Consider the following 14,287-nt stretch of genomic DNA (forward strand, 5'->3'; position numbering starts at 1 on the left):
AAGGAAGGACATTTGTCCTTCCTTTAGTATGTTAGTTTTGCCTTATTTTAAACATCTTTCTTGCCTTGTGCCAGATCTTTCATCTCCTTGGCATTGTCTAAGACCGTCTGCGTGATGGTCGTTCCGCCAAGCATACGCGCCAGTTCCTTGATGCTGTCATGATAAGAAAGTGCCTCGATCGAAGATATGGTCTCATTGCCTACCACATCCTTCTGGATCAGATAATGATGATCTGCCATGGCTGCGATCTGTGGCAGATGCGTGATGCAAATGACCTGATGTTCCTTTGCGACCAAATGGAGTTTCTCCGATACTGCCTGCGCTGTACGACCACTGATTCCGGCATCGATCTCATCAAAGATCAAAGTATCAATATCATCATGCTCTGCCAGTACCGTCTTGATTGCTAACATGATACGCGACATCTCACCACCGGATGCTATATCCTTGAGCGGACGGATCGGCTCTCCCGGATTGGTACGGATCATAAACTGTGCATCGTCATAACCGTCTGCGCCGATATGATCTGTCTGCAAAAATTCCATGGAAAAATGCACATCCAGAAAATTCAGATCCATCAGGGCTTCTTCTACCTTGCCGGAGAGTTCCTTAGCATAGCGTTTGCGCATACCGGACAGGGCAAATGCCGCATCCTCTGCTTCTTTTTTGGCGTCATTTAAAGCCTGCGTCAACTTAGCAAGATAGGCTTCGTGGTGCATGAGTTTTTCCAAGCGGTCTTCCTTTTCCTGCTTTGCCGCCAGAATATCCTCAATGGTCGCGCCATATTTGTCCTTGAGGCGGTTGATCTCATTGAGTCTGCCGTCGATCTGGGCAAACATTTCCTCGTCAAACTCTGTCTCAGCCATATACTGTGACAGATCACGGTTGAAATCAGAAAGCAGGCTGTCGATGTCATTTAAACTTTCAAACATAGGCTCTAAGGCTTCATCATAAGACAGGATCTGATGCAGACGCTGCACAGCCCTTCCTACCTGTTCCGATGCCCCATCACTGCCGCTGGTCTGCTGGTATGCCTCGGAAAGTGCCTCCATGATCCGTTTGCTGTTGGATAATCTGCGATACTGATTTTCAAAGCGCGCATCTTCTCCGATCTCCAAATTTGCCTCTGTGATCTCTTTGATCTCATACTCTAAGAATGAGATCTCGCGCTCCCTGTCGCCATCCAACTGGTTGGCTTCCTTCCATTCCTGCTGCTTTGTGGCATAGGTCTTGTAGGCTGTCTGCATACGCTCTTTGAGCGGTCCTACTTCATTTTTGGCATACTCATCCAACATTTCCAGATGCTTTTTTTTGTGGAGCAGGGATTGATGGTCATTCTGCCCATGGATATCCAAAAAGATATCCCCCACCTCTTTCATCTTGATCGCCGGTACCATCTCGCCATTGATCTTTGCCACACTGCGGCTCTCCGTGATCTTACGGCTGAGGATGACCTCATCATCATAAGGCTCGATATCCAGTTCTGCCAACTGCTTTCTCTGCGAGTCCCTGGTGATGCGAAAGACAGCCTCGACCAAGGCTTCCTTACCGGGATCCCGCAACATGTCTTTTGACACCTTTCCACCAAGTGCCAGACCAAGCGCCCCTAAAATAATGGACTTTCCGGCACCGGTCTCTCCGGACAGGATATGCAGTCCGTCCAAGAAGGTGATGTCCTCCTCCTCGATGAGTGCAAGGTTTTTGACGTGTAAATTTTCAAGCATACTTGCTCCTTTCACTCTTCTTAAGCATTTTTATTCTCAACTAGTTTCCTTAATCTACTCATGATCACAATGGTATCGTCTACACTGCGGACCGCGCACATGATCGTATCATCCCCGGCGATACTTCCCACGATCTCCGGCAATTCCATATGATCGAGTGCTGCTGCCACTGCCATCGCCATCCCGGAAACGGTCTTGATGACAAGAATGTTCTGTGCGTTATCCATAGACACATAACCATCCCGGAAAATGCGGATATATTTTTCCGCCATCTTCTCTTCGGTCTTACGATATGCCACATAGCGTAGTTTTCCATCGCTCATGGCTACCTTTGTCAGTTTCATCTCTCGAATATCTCGGGAAACCGTGGCTTGTGTTGCCACAAATCCGGCACGTTCCAATTCCATGGTCAATTCTTCCTGCGTGCCAATCTCCTTTTTTACGATCAGATCCAAGATCTTTGCCTGACGTTCTGCTTTCATGTCCTTACCTCTTATACTGTATCAAACAACTCTATCTATACTCCATCAATCGTCATCCGCCTGTAACTTGGTACGGATGCGATCCAAAAAACTCACATCCCGCAAATGAATCATCTTTGTGGTCTCCTTTGCCCGATGTACAACGAGTTTTTCTCCCGGATGCAATAATCTCTTGTGATTGCCGTCAAAACTGATCTCGGCTTCCTCTGTCCCATCTTCCCTGCGCGACTCGATCTCGATCACCAATTCATCATAGGGATCCAGAACAATACTTCTGGCATTTAGGGTATGCGGATTGATCGGTGTCAGAAGGATGAGATTGGTCATAGGATTGACGATCGGACCATTGGCGGAAAGATTGTATGCCGTTGATCCGGTCGGTGTCGCAAAGATTACCCCATCACAATTATAGGCATAAAGATACTGCCCATTGACATAAACAACAACACGCATGACCTGCAGGCCTGCACTCGAACAAAGCACAATATCATTGAGTGCCTGGATCTCTTTGCCCGCATTGCCCTGGGCATCTACCATATGCCCGGACAACATCATCCGTTCTTCAATACTGTAATCACCTGCCATCATGGCATCGATGGCATCATAGACCGATGCATCATCCAGATCACACAGATAGCCCAGATGCCCGCGGTTGATCCCGATCATTGGGATATTTTTTCCAAAAATATTCTGTGCAGCCCGGATCACCGTACCGTCACCGCCGGCAACTAAGATTCCCTGTGTGTCCTCCGGCACATCCAGTTCTGCTTCTAATGCATCATCCGGATTGATCCCATAGGAGCAGGTTCCGCCCTTTTTTTCGATATAATCCGTCAGTTTCTGCACAAATTCTAAGATTTCTTTTTTATCTTCTCTTGCTACAACAAAAAAATGTTTCATGCCTATTTATCCAGTTCTCCATGGGCTGCCGCTACAACTGCCCCCACATCAATCACTTCTTGGCTCTCCGCCTCGGCATCCTTTACGATATGTACCAGATACTCGATATTTCCTTCCGGTCCCTTGATCGGCGAATAATCCAGATGCAGGATGCCAAATCCGATGGACTTTGCAAATAAGATCACGCGCTCGATCACCTCTTTATGTACTGCCGGATCCCTTACCACGCCTTTTTTTCCGACCTTGTCCTTACCTGCTTCAAACTGGGGTTTGATGAGACATACCATCTGTCCGCCGTCTTTTAAAAGTTCCTTTGCCGGTCCCAAGACCTTGGTCAGGGAAATAAAAGATACATCCACGGACGCAAAATTCAAAGCGTCCCCGATGTCCTCCGGTGTCACATAGCGGATGTTGGTCTTTTCCATGCAGACCACCCGCGGATCCTGCCGCAGTTTCCAGGCAAACTGTCCATATCCTACATCCACGGCATAGACCTTCTTTGCTCCGTTTTGTAACATACAATCGGTAAAGCCTCCGGTCGATGCCCCGATATCCATGCAGACCTTGTCATCTAGGGTAATGCCAAACTGTGCCATTGCCTTTTCCAGTTTCAGTCCGCCACGGCTGACATAACGCAGGGTATTGCCATGGATCTCAATATTCACGGACGGATCAAAAAAAGTGCCCGCCTTATCTTCTCTCTGGTTGTCTACAAAGACATTACCCTCCATGATCATGGTCTTTGCCTTTTCTCTGGAAGGGGCAAGTCCTTTTTGCACCAATAAAACATCCAAACGTTCTTTCATGCTTATCTATCCTATAATTTTTCTAAGATCTGCCGCGTGATACCATCGGCATCGATCCCTAATTCTTTTTGCAAGACTGCCACATTGCCATGCTCTACAAAATGGTCTCCGATCGCAATAGAAAGGATCTGTCCTTCATAGCCCTCCCGACGAAGGAAACATGCCACATGCTCACCAAAGCCGCCCAAGGCTACATTTTCCTCCAAAATAACGATCATAGAGTGCTTGGTCATGGCTTCTTTTAAATATGCCGCATCAAAAGGCTTGGCAAATCTGGCATTGACAAGCGTTGCCTCTATGCCTTTTTCCTTTAACTGCCCGCAGACAGCCTCGGCGGTCTTTACCATACTGCCCAAAGCAAACAGGAGTATATCCTGCCCCACTGTGATCTCCTCACACTTGCCGTAGACGATCGGCTGACGGTGTTCCTGCAAGCCGTCATATGCCTCTCCTCTCGGATAACGAAGGGCGATCGGTGCATCATAAGCGATCGCATACTTTAACATATCGGAAAGTTCCCATTTATTTTTCGGTGCCATGACAGTCATATTCGGCATTTCAGTCAAATAGGACAGATCAAAAACGCCCTGATGGGTCTCTCCATCACTGCCGACAAGTCCCGCCCGGTCAATAGCAAATACAACCGGAAGATTTTGCATACAGACATCATGCAGCATCTGGTCATAGCCTCTCTGTAAAAAGGAGGAATAGACCGCAAAGACCGGATGCATGCCTCCTGCTGCAAGTGCAGCGGCAAAGGTCACGGCGTGTTCTTCCGCAATCCCCACATCAAAGAAACGATCCGGGAACATATTGTGAAAACGCTTGAGTCCACAACCGTCTGCCATGGCTGCGGTGATGGCAACTAACTTGTCATCCCGGTCTCCCATCTTGCGCATAACGGTTGAAAATACATCGGTATAGGTCGCTTTCCCATGGGAAAGCGGGATCCCTGTCTCAATATCAAAAGGTGCCGTACCGTGGAAACGGGACGGATGTCTTTCTGCCGGGCGGTAGCCATATCCTTTCTTGGTAAGAACATGCACTAAGACCGGTCCCTGTACCTGCGAAGCCTCCTGAAAGACTTTGAGCATAGCGGATATGTCGTGCCCATCCACAGGTCCTAGATACATGATCCCCATATCTTCAAAGATCATCCCCGGGATCACCATCTGTTTGATACTGCTCTTGGTCTTGCGAATACCGGATACAATGCGCTCGCCATAAACCGGGATCTTTTCCAAAGAAGACTGCACGCCCTCTTTTAATTCCACATAGTTCGTGCTGGTACGCAGTTTTGACAAATGTCTGGACATCCCGCCGACATTTTCTGAGATCGACATATTGTTATCATTTAATATGATGATAAAATTCTTCTTGAGGGCGGCGGCATTATTCATCGCCTCATATGCCATACCGCCTGTCAGGGCTCCGTCACCGATCACAGAAACCACCTTGTAGTCCTCATTCTGTAACTCTCTCGCCCATGCCAGTCCAAGTCCTGCGGAGATGGAAGTAGAACTGTGTCCGGTATCAAAGGAATCGCACGGACTCTCTGTCCGCTTTGGGAAGCCACTCATACCACCATACTGGCGCAGATGATCAAAGTCGTCCTTGCGGCCGGTCAGTATCTTGTGGGTATAAGACTGGTGTCCCACGTCCCACACGATCTTATCCTTTGGAAAATCCAAAAAAAGATGCAATGCCATCGTCAGTTCCACGGTTCCTAAGTTGGACGCCAAATGTCCGCCGAGTTCTGAGATCTTTTCGATCAAAAAAGTACGGATCTCCTGTCGTAAGACATCTATCTCTGCCGGTGTCAAATTCTTAATATCATTTTCTTTTTGTATCTTATCTAACACCATAAGTCTCATCCTCTACTTATCGCGAAGCACCATCCATCGTAAAAGTTCTGTCAAAAATGGATTTTCGTATGGAAGTTCTTGTAAAATAGCGATCGCATCGTCTGTCAGATCTGCTACTTCCTGCTTTGCTTTTTCTAAACCTTCAAATACAACATAAGTTGCCTTCTGGTTCTTCTCATCACTGCCAACGGATTTACCGATTGTCTCTGTCTCACCGATCACATCCAAGACATCATCCTGGATCTGGAAAGCAAGTCCGATCTTTTTTGCCACCTCTTCGATCTGTTCGACTTCTTCATCCGTCGCGCCACCTAAAATAGCACCGATCATCATGGCTGCCTCGATCAGGGCTCCGGTCTTCAACTCATAGATAAAGTCCAAACGATTCTTGGAGATACCGTATTGTTTCTCGGCTTCCACATCTACAACCTGACCGCCGATCATGCCATAAATACCGGCTTTTTTTGCCAGAACCTTGAGTGAACGGATGACAGCCCTGTTGTCTGCCCCCTTGGTCTCATCCAAAGTATCCAGCGCAATCTCAAAGGCATAATTGAGCAAGCCATCACCTGCTAAAACGCCCATAGCCTCGCCGAATTTGGCATGTGTCGTCAATTTGCCACGGCGCAATTCATCATCATCCATGGCTGGCAGATCATCATGCACCAAAGAATATGTGTGGATCATTTCGATCGCTGCCACAAAAGATTCGATTGCCTTGTTGGAACCACCGAATAATTTGTAAGTCTCCAGCATGAGGATAGGACGGATCCGCTTGCCCCCTGCCAAAACACTATAGTTCATTGCCTGAAATACTGTCTTCTGATAACCTTTTTCCGCCGGTAACACACGGTAGATCATACGGTCTGCGTCGCTTGCCTTATAGGCGATTTCCTTATTGATATCCATAACTACACCTCTTCAAATGTTTCTAACTCACCATTACTGTTCAACATCTGTACCTTTTGCTCTACGGCATTCATCAGGTCATTGCAGTGCTTGATCTGCTGCATACCTGATTGATATAACAAAAAAGAATCCTCCAAAGTCACTTCATTGGACTCTAACTTGTTCAAGATTTCTTCAATTTCTGCAAAACTCTGTTCTATGGTCAATTCTTTTTCTTCCATGCTACATCCTCATCGATTTCTTTTATGACAGCCTGCATCCTGCCGTCACGCACATAAACCTGCACAGGATCTCCTATGGCTACGCCTTTTATCGAAGACAGGCAATGTCCGCTCTCATCTGCTACATAGGCATAGCCTTGTGCCAGTTTTTTCAAAGGCGACATGCCCTCCAAACGCTCTGCCAAAAGCCGCATCCGCCCATCAAAGCCGTCCAGCCTCCTTCGCATCGTCTGCTGCAAACGGTCTTCCAAATGCATGGCATACTGTCTTTTCTCATTGAGCCGCCCCATTGGACTCAAAAGCAGCATCTGCCTTTTTAGCCCTTCCAAGGTCTGTCTGTCCTTTTGCAGATGCATCTGCATGGACTGCTGCATACGGACCTGGACGGATGTCAAAGCACCAGCGACCTCCTCATAGGAAAAGACTGCCAGTTCGGCTGCCGCCGACGGTGTCGGTGCACGTAGATCAGCCACAAAATCACAGATCGTCGTATCGGTCTCATGCCCCACCGCCGAAATGACCGGTGTATTGCAGTTGAACACGGCTCTGGCTACGGCTTCCTCATTAAATGCCCATAGGTCTTCGATCGAGCCACCGCCTCTGCCGACGATCAAAACGTCTAAACCCATGGCATCCAGCGCCATGATACCGGAAATGATACTCTCCACGGCGCCCTCGCCCTGTACCAAAGCCGGATATAAGGCAATGGATACATGAGGATTGCGTCTTTTGGAGATCTGGATGATATCCCGCACGGCTGCGCCGGTCGGTGCCGTCACAATGCCGATCCGTTGTGCAAAACGGGGAATAGGCTTTTTGTACTCTGCGGCAAACATGCCCATTTCTTCCAGTTCTTTTTTTAACTGTTCAAAACGTACATACAGATCTCCTGCCCCATCCAGCGTGATCTCTTTTGCGTAGATCTGATAGGTACCGCCCTTTTCATAGACGGAAACGGAACCTGTGACCACGACCTTATCTCCATCCTTCATAGGAAAACGCAGACCCTTGACACGGTTCCCGCGAAAGAGAATGGCAGAGATCGCTCCGCCTGCGTCCTTTAAGGTGAAGTAGATATGACCGCTGGAATGATATTTGCAGTTGGAGACCTCTCCCTTGATACGGATATCACGGAGTAAGAAATCCTCTGCAAACATACGTTGGATATAGGCATTGACCTGCCCTACACCATAGATATTTTTATTCATGGATCCTTGCTAATACTCCGTTGACAAATCCTGCTGACTGATCTGTGCCATAGGTCTTTGCCAGTTCTACGGCTTCATTGATGGCAATGCCCTTTGGCAATTTCTCATATCGAATCTCATAGACTGCCAGACGGATCAAAGACAGGTCGACCTTTGCCATACGGCTGGTCTTCCAGCCCTCCACTGCCTCATCGATGATCGCATCGATCTCCTCAACGTGTGCAAAGATGTCACTGCTCTTGTCAGCAATGTATTTTTCCTGTTCTAATTCCTTATCGCTCTTGACCGGGAATTCTTCTGTCTCTTTCTCCGGCTCGCTCTCATCCTGCAAGAATAGGTCTACCTGTTCCGGTAGATCTTCCTGCGCATGAAAATCCGCCTGAAAGATGATCTTAAATATCTCTTCTCGTATTTGTCTTCTTGTCATTGTCATAGACCTTTTTCGCTCCCTCAATGTATTGATAATATGGTAAAAAAGGATGTCTTTTCAGACACCCTTGATTATAGCGCAATCCTTGATAAAACAAAAGAATTATTCCCCTGCAACCGCTACAGATGCAATCTTGATATCTACGCTGATGACCTCTAGTCCGACCATGTTCTCGATCGCATTCTTGACCTTGTCCTGCACCTGCTGGCAGATCTTTGGGATCTCATAGCCATAAGAGATATTCACTCCCAAACGTACTGCAACTTTGTTTTCTTCTTCTGTGATGATCTTTACACCCTTGGATAACTTGTTCATCCCAGCCTTGCTGATCACTTCATTGGTCAGATTTCCAGCCAGAGAAGATACACCTTCCACCTCTGTAGCAGCAAGTCCTGCGATGATTGCAACTACTTCATCTGTGATATTGACCCCACCATTTTCGCTCTCTTTGATAACAAAACTCTTTCTATCTTCTGCCATATCGGTAGCCTCCTAAACATATTCTTAGCATTATTATATCAGACCTCCCGTAAATTGGGAAGTTTTTTATCTTTTGTCTTTTGGCAGCCAGTGCAAATCGTACGGTGTCATCTGGTAGACATAATAATCCAGATAATTGGTATATAAGCAATTTGCATGGGAACGCCATTGTAAAAACGGTCTTTCGTTCACATCATCATTAGGATAATAATTGACCGGCATCTGGATATCCATGCCTTTTTCCAGATCCCGCTTGTACTCTTTATCCAGGGTCAAACGATCGTATTCCGGATGTCCCATGCAAAAGATCTGGCTGTTATCCTTGGACAGGATCAAAAAGATGCCTGCTTCTTCCGACTCTGCCAGCACGATCAGATCCGGGTTGTTTCGGATGGCATCCTCGTCCATTCTGGTGTGTCTGGAATGTGGTGCCATGAAATAATCATCAAAACCGCGTACCAATGGGATCTTGCGGTTTTGCACCCTGTGCTTGTAGACACCAAAGATCTTTTGATCTAAGATCTCCTTTTTGATACCGTAGTGATAATATAGCCCCGCCTGTGCGCCCCAGCACTGGTAAAAAGTACAGGTCACATGGGTCTTTGACCACTCCATGATCTCGACCAGTTCATCCCAGTAATCCACTTCTTCAAAATCATGCAGTTCCACCGGTGCTCCCGTGATGATCAGGCCGTCCAGATTACGGTTTTTGATGTCACCAAAGGTCTGGTAAAACTTGTTCAAATGGCTCATGGACGTATTTTTTGAAATATGGCTCTCCACTGCGATAAAAGTAATGTCTACCTGAAGCGGGGAATTTGACAGGGAACGCAGCATCTGCAGTTCCGTATCCTCTTTTAAAGGCATAAGGTTCAGGATCCCGATCTCGATCGGGCGGATATCCTGATGCAATGCCCTTTCCTCGTCCATAACAAATATATTTTCATGCTCTAAGATCGCCTTTGCAGGCAGATCGCTCTGTGTTTTGATCGGCATAATTGCCCCCTCTTTCTATCTCTATTCTCTAGGCTTTGGCCTGAAGCATTTCTAATAATTCTTCCTCTGTAAGCACGGTGACTCCTAAAGCGTTCGCCTTATCCAATTTGCTTCCTGCATTTTCACCCGCCAGTAGGTAGTTTGTCTTTTTGGAAACAGAACTGCTGACCTTGCCGCCGTGGCGTTCGATCAATTCTGCTGCTTCCTTTCTTCCCATGCCGGGGAGTGTTCCTGTGATCACAAATGTAAGATCTGCCAGCACATCGTCACTATCTGCTGCCTGAAGGCGTGCCATATTGACACCGTGCTTTTGCATTCGCTCCAAGATCCCCAGACTGACCGGATCACGAAAATAAGCATAGATGGCTTTTGCACTGATCTCGCCAATATCATTGACCTCGACCAGTTTTTCCGGCTCTGCCTTTGCTACCGCATCGATCGAACCAAAATAGTCCAAAAGCGATTTTGCCGCTGCTTTGCCAATCCCCGGTATGCCCAGTCCTGTCAGAAGGCGGTAGGCATCATTCTCCTTGGATGCCTCGATCACTCCGAGAAGTTTATCTGTATTTTTTTCTTTGCCCAGGATACCCTTTTCGATCAATTCGTCCCGGTATTCATAAAGTCCATAAATATCCGCAATGTCGTGCAGATAGTCCTGATGGATGAGTTCCTCAATATAGGCTGTGCCAAATCCTTTGATATCCATGGCATCGCGCCCCACAAAATTGATGATATGGCGTTCCAGTTGTGCCGGACAGGTCGCAGAAGAACACTTGATATCTGCCGTGTTTTCTTCCCGATAGGTCGGCGCTCCACACACCGGGCACTTATCCGGGATCACAAAGGTCTTTACCCCGGCCGGACGTTTGTCATGTAATACCTCTTTGACCTTTGGAATGATCTCTCCCGATTTGTAGACAAGGATGGTATCGCCGATCCCGATATCCAGATCATTGATAAAATCCTGATTGTGCAGGGTTGCCCGGCTGACCGAAGTCCCACACAGACGGATCGGTTCAAAAATGGCAGTCGGTGTGATACGCCCCGTACGCCCTACCGATAATTCGATATCCAGTAATTTGGTCTCTTTTTCCTCCGGCGGATACTTGTAGGCGATCGCCCAGCGTGGCACTTTAGATGTATTTCCCAAAAGTTCGCGGTCGGAAAAACGGTTGATCTTGACCACCGCTCCGTCAATATCATACGCCAGATTGCCACGGTTCTCCCCTATGGCACAGATGGCATCCCAGACTTCCTCGCCACTGTGGCAGACCCGGTAATCCTCAATGACCGGGATGTGCTGGGATTTCATATATTCGTATGCCTCGGTGTGGGTCAAAAATTCCCGTCCCACCGATTGCTGTAAATTAAAAATAAACATGGAAAGATGGCGTTCCTTTACCACCTTGCTGTCCAACTGCCGAAGCGTGCCCGCCGCACAGTTTCTTGGGTTGGCAAAAGTCTTTTTGCCCAGCAGTTCCTGCGTCTCATTCACATGGGAAAAAGCGGCTTCCGTCATGTAGACTTCTCCACGGATCTCCAGATAGTCCGGTGCGTCCTTTAAGGTCGTCTTTACATCTTCGATCACCTTGGCATTTGCTGTAACATCCTCGCCAAAGTTGATGCCATCACCTCTGGTCTCTGCCAGCGCAAGTTTGCCCTGCTCGTAGCGCAAGGACATGGAAAGCCCATCGATCTTGTACTCAACGACAAACTCAGGATCTTCCAGTTTTTCCTGCATTTCTGCCACAAAGTTCATGACCTCTTCCTTAGAGAAGACATCCTGCAAACTCAGCATTGGCACATTGTGACGCACCAGTACTCCTGCCTCTCTCTTGGCATTGCCACCGACTTTTTGTGTCGGAGAAGACGCGTCCACCAGTTCCGGATGCTCTTTTTCGATCTGCTTTAGACGCTGCATGAGCATATCATACTCATAGTCTGTAATCTCCGGTGCATCCATATTATAGTAACGATTGCTGTGATATTCGATTTGTTCCCGTAATGCTTTTACTTCTTCCTTAATATCCATATCAACCTCTAAGTAATTTCTGTAACTCAGCAAATTCTGACGCAGTGATCGGGCGATACTGCCCTTCCGCGATACCGTCCAGCGTCAGGTTCATGATGCGCACACGTTCCAGATCCCGTACATGATAACCGCATTCCATACACATGCGGCGGATCTGGCGGTTGAGTCCCTGGGTCAAAATAATGCGAAAAGTAAATTTGGATAACTTTTCTACTTTACAGGGTCTGGTCGTAACTTTCAGTTCTGACAGATAGACTCCTGCTGCCATACGCTCTACAAAAGCTGCATCAATCGGACGATCTACGCGTACGATATACTCTTTTTCATGATGGTAACGACTGCGCATGATCTGATTGACCAGATCTCCCTGATTGGTCATCAAAAGAAGTCCTCTGGAATTTTTATCCAGACGTCCTACCGGATAAAGCCGGGTCGAATAATCAATATAATCGACCACATTGTGTTTCTCCCGCTTTTCTGCCGTACAGACAATCCCAACAGGCTTGTTGAATAAAAGTAGGACATCCTTGGGCTTTCCTATGACCTCTCGTCCACAGTATTCCACACAATCGGACATTTTAACCTTTTGTCCCATGCCAGCCACTTTGCCGTTGACTAAGACTTTGCCTGCCTCGATACACCGGTCCGCTTCTCTTCTGGAACAAATACCTGCTTCGCTCAAATATTTATTTAGGCGGATCTCTTCTTCTGCCATGGGTCTCCTTTCTGTCCGATTCCTATAAGGCTACGAAAGGGACAGACCATATGGACTGCCCCTAAAGATACATTATAAAACTGCTTTTACTGTAAGTATTCTGTCTTGCAGTATCCCTGCTTGCCGTTGTAATTGACCTTGGTCCATCCATCCGCATAAGACTCGATCACAGTGACCTGTTCGCCTGCGTATGCAACTGCTACCTTGGAAGCAGTCTCACTCATGCTCTCGCGAACATTGACCGTATTGGCAAGTGTGATCTCCTGTCCCTGGCTCAGGTTTGCACTGCTATTTGTTGACTGGCTTGTATCTTGTGTACTGTCACCAGATACATCTGCCAGATAATCTGCCTTTACATATGCCTTGGTGCCATTGTAGTCGATCTTTGCCCAGCCATTTTCATCTGCATACCAGGTAACCTGCGTACCGGATGCCAACTGTCCTAACAAGTTTCCATCCTCGGATGCGGCATCACGCACATTGATCTTGTCGGTTGTGACCTTTGTCTTAGCGTTTGCTGCCTCTGCTGCTTCGGCTGCCGCTGCTTCCTCTGCTGCCTTGGCTTCTTCTGCCGCCTTGGCTGCTGCTTCTTCCTCTGCTGCCTTGGCTGCTGCTGCCTCTTCCGCTGCTTGGGCTACGGATGCCTTATAATCTGCCGCCCACTGCTTGATAGCATCCTGTAAGGTCGTATTGACAAAGGTGTTCAGATTTTCGTCTGCAAGCATTGCCTCGTTGCATTCCTGCTGTACTTCTGCCTGCAAAGCAAGGACATCACTCTGTTGTTCAAAGGTAGCGATCAAGGATGCGATATCCGTATCCATGTCAAATTCGCCGTTGGACTGGTTGAATGAACCATATACATTGTTGATGTAAAGGCTTCCATCATCCTTGGTCTGGACATAGAAGAAATCAAGCCCTGCAACCGGTGTATCTATATTTGCAAACTTGATCTGCAAATATACGGAACACAGATAGGAATCCTTGTCCAAGCCACGCTTTGTGTAAACCTTTAAATTCTGGTACTTTTCAATATATTGACTATAGAACTGGATATAACTGACTTCTGCATCTGAAATCGGAGTAGCGATTTGCTTGAGAGAATCGGTATCTCCTGCTGCATAATATTCGTAATATTTGGTAATCAGGTCATTGACTTCCTGATTGTCACTTTCCGCATACTGCTGATATGCGCCTGCCATCGGATCCTTGTCCGATGTCGTACCATCTGTACATCTGGCAAGGATGAGTACCATAGCCACAAAGACTGCCGCTGCGCCAAAATATCTCGCATTCTTTTTAAGGAATTCTGTAATTTTATCTATTTTTATCTTCTGAAAGAATTCTTTCACCTTCAACAATATCACCTCCAAAAAAGTCTCCCCAACACATAGTGTTTTGAATGTAGACGACTGGATTCGAACCAGCGATCTTCGGAGTCGGAGTCCGATGCGTTATCCAGCTACGCTACGCCTACTTAATACAAATCTTGTTTATTCTATCAAAATCACGAGGCAAAGTC

The 14,287-nt window shown here is 47.2% G+C and carries 14 protein-coding genes and 1 tRNA gene; all 15 read right to left on the bottom strand.

What is annotated here, in order from left to right:
• Positions 1 to 47: 47 nt before the first annotated feature.
• The 15 genes from recN to DW183_RS10770 all read right to left on the bottom strand — a co-directional run bounded on the left by recN (position 48) and on the right by DW183_RS10770 (position 14,242).
• Positions 48 to 1,724 (bottom strand): DNA repair protein RecN, encoded by a 1,677-nt coding sequence (recN, locus tag DW183_RS10700; RefSeq protein ID WP_118281994.1) that lies wholly within the window; start codon positions 1,722 to 1,724, stop codon positions 48 to 50.
• A 20-nt stretch (positions 1,725 to 1,744) separates the two neighbouring features.
• Positions 1,745 to 2,206, bottom strand: a complete 462-nt coding sequence (argR, locus tag DW183_RS10705) for an arginine repressor (protein WP_118281995.1) — start codon at positions 2,204 to 2,206, stop codon at positions 1,745 to 1,747.
• A 45-nt stretch (positions 2,207 to 2,251) separates the two neighbouring features.
• Positions 2,252 to 3,106 carry an NAD(+)/NADH kinase gene (locus tag DW183_RS10710; RefSeq protein ID WP_118281996.1) on the bottom strand — a complete coding sequence of 285 codons (855 nt, stop codon included), beginning with the start codon at positions 3,104 to 3,106 and terminating at the stop codon, positions 2,252 to 2,254.
• Positions 3,107 to 3,108: 2 nt separating this feature from the next.
• Positions 3,109 to 3,912 (bottom strand): TlyA family RNA methyltransferase, encoded by an 804-nt coding sequence (locus tag DW183_RS10715; RefSeq protein ID WP_118281997.1) that lies wholly within the window; start codon positions 3,910 to 3,912, stop codon positions 3,109 to 3,111.
• 11 nt (positions 3,913 to 3,923) lie between these two features.
• Complete coding sequence (gene dxs / locus DW183_RS10720) at positions 3,924 to 5,777, bottom strand: 1-deoxy-D-xylulose-5-phosphate synthase (RefSeq protein WP_118281998.1); 1,854 nt, start codon at positions 5,775 to 5,777, stop codon at positions 3,924 to 3,926.
• A 12-nt stretch (positions 5,778 to 5,789) separates the two neighbouring features.
• A complete protein-coding gene (locus DW183_RS10725) occupies positions 5,790 to 6,686 on the bottom strand; it encodes a polyprenyl synthetase family protein (protein ID WP_118281999.1) in 897 nt (298 codons plus the stop codon).
• Positions 6,687 to 6,688: 2 nt separating this feature from the next.
• A complete protein-coding gene (xseB, locus tag DW183_RS10730) occupies positions 6,689 to 6,907 on the bottom strand; it encodes an exodeoxyribonuclease VII small subunit (RefSeq protein ID WP_118282000.1) in 219 nt (72 codons plus the stop codon).
• Complete coding sequence (xseA, locus tag DW183_RS10735) at positions 6,889 to 8,115, bottom strand: exodeoxyribonuclease VII large subunit (protein ID WP_118282001.1); 1,227 nt, start codon at positions 8,113 to 8,115, stop codon at positions 6,889 to 6,891. Before xseA ends, xseB begins: the two co-directional genes overlap by 19 nt.
• Positions 8,108 to 8,542, bottom strand: a complete 435-nt coding sequence (gene nusB, locus DW183_RS10740) for a transcription antitermination factor NusB (protein ID WP_118282110.1) — start codon at positions 8,540 to 8,542, stop codon at positions 8,108 to 8,110. The genes xseA and nusB overlap by 8 nt, the downstream gene beginning before the upstream one ends.
• Positions 8,543 to 8,647: 105 nt before the next feature.
• Positions 8,648 to 9,025 carry an Asp23/Gls24 family envelope stress response protein gene (locus tag DW183_RS10745; RefSeq protein ID WP_118282002.1) on the bottom strand — a complete coding sequence of 126 codons (378 nt, stop codon included), beginning with the start codon at positions 9,023 to 9,025 and terminating at the stop codon, positions 8,648 to 8,650.
• 66 nt (positions 9,026 to 9,091) lie between these two features.
• The gene (gene metA, locus DW183_RS10750) at positions 9,092 to 10,021 is read right to left on the bottom strand and encodes a homoserine O-acetyltransferase MetA (RefSeq protein ID WP_118282003.1); all 930 of its coding nucleotides are present in this window, start codon (positions 10,019 to 10,021) and stop codon (positions 9,092 to 9,094) included.
• Between the two features lie 28 nt (positions 10,022 to 10,049).
• A complete protein-coding gene (ligA, locus tag DW183_RS10755) occupies positions 10,050 to 12,053 on the bottom strand; it encodes an NAD-dependent DNA ligase LigA (protein ID WP_118282004.1) in 2,004 nt (667 codons plus the stop codon).
• Between the two features lies 1 nt (position 12,054).
• Entirely contained in the window at positions 12,055 to 12,768 is a 714-nt protein-coding gene (locus DW183_RS10760; protein ID WP_118282005.1) for a pseudouridine synthase, read from the bottom strand.
• Positions 12,769 to 12,854: 86 nt separating this feature from the next.
• On the bottom strand, positions 12,855 to 14,117 hold the full coding sequence (locus DW183_RS10765) for an SH3 domain-containing protein (protein WP_243069569.1): 1,263 nt from the start codon (positions 14,115 to 14,117) through the stop codon (positions 12,855 to 12,857).
• Positions 14,118 to 14,168: 51 nt separating this feature from the next.
• Positions 14,169 to 14,242: transfer RNA gene (locus tag DW183_RS10770), tRNA-Arg, on the bottom strand.
• Between the last annotated feature and the right edge of the window lie 45 nt (positions 14,243 to 14,287).

Source organism: Roseburia sp. AM16-25 (assembly GCF_003473825.1).
Taxonomy (GTDB): domain Bacteria; phylum Bacillota; class Clostridia; order Lachnospirales; family Lachnospiraceae; genus Pararoseburia; species Pararoseburia lenta.

Excerpts from the sequence above, each read along its gene's own strand:
- DW183_RS10710 (WP_118281996.1), bottom strand. The coding sequence starts at position 3,106 with ATGAAACATTTTTTTGTTGTAGCAAGAGAAGATAAAAAAGAAATCTTA.
- DW183_RS10760 (WP_118282005.1), bottom strand. The coding sequence starts at position 12,768 with ATGGCAGAAGAAGAGATCCGCCTAAATAAATATTTGAGCGAAGCAGGT.
- metA (WP_118282003.1), bottom strand. The coding sequence starts at position 10,021 with ATGCCGATCAAAACACAGAGCGATCTGCCTGCAAAGGCGATCTTAGAG.
- DW183_RS10745 (WP_118282002.1), bottom strand. The coding sequence starts at position 9,025 with ATGGCAGAAGATAGAAAGAGTTTTGTTATCAAAGAGAGCGAAAATGGT.
- dxs (WP_118281998.1), bottom strand. The coding sequence starts at position 5,777 with ATGGTGTTAGATAAGATACAAAAAGAAAATGATATTAAGAATTTGACA.
- xseA (WP_118282001.1), bottom strand. The coding sequence starts at position 8,115 with ATGAATAAAAATATCTATGGTGTAGGGCAGGTCAATGCCTATATCCAA.
- xseB (WP_118282000.1), bottom strand. The coding sequence starts at position 6,907 with ATGGAAGAAAAAGAATTGACCATAGAACAGAGTTTTGCAGAAATTGAA.
- argR (WP_118281995.1), bottom strand. The coding sequence starts at position 2,206 with ATGAAAGCAGAACGTCAGGCAAAGATCTTGGATCTGATCGTAAAAAAG.
- nusB (WP_118282110.1), bottom strand. The coding sequence starts at position 8,542 with ATGACAAGAAGACAAATACGAGAAGAGATATTTAAGATCATCTTTCAG.
- ligA (WP_118282004.1), bottom strand. The coding sequence starts at position 12,053 with ATGGATATTAAGGAAGAAGTAAAAGCATTACGGGAACAAATCGAATAT.
- DW183_RS10715 (WP_118281997.1), bottom strand. The coding sequence starts at position 3,912 with ATGAAAGAACGTTTGGATGTTTTATTGGTGCAAAAAGGACTTGCCCCT.
- DW183_RS10725 (WP_118281999.1), bottom strand. The coding sequence starts at position 6,686 with ATGGATATCAATAAGGAAATCGCCTATAAGGCAAGCGACGCAGACCGT.
- recN (WP_118281994.1), bottom strand. The coding sequence starts at position 1,724 with ATGCTTGAAAATTTACACGTCAAAAACCTTGCACTCATCGAGGAGGAG.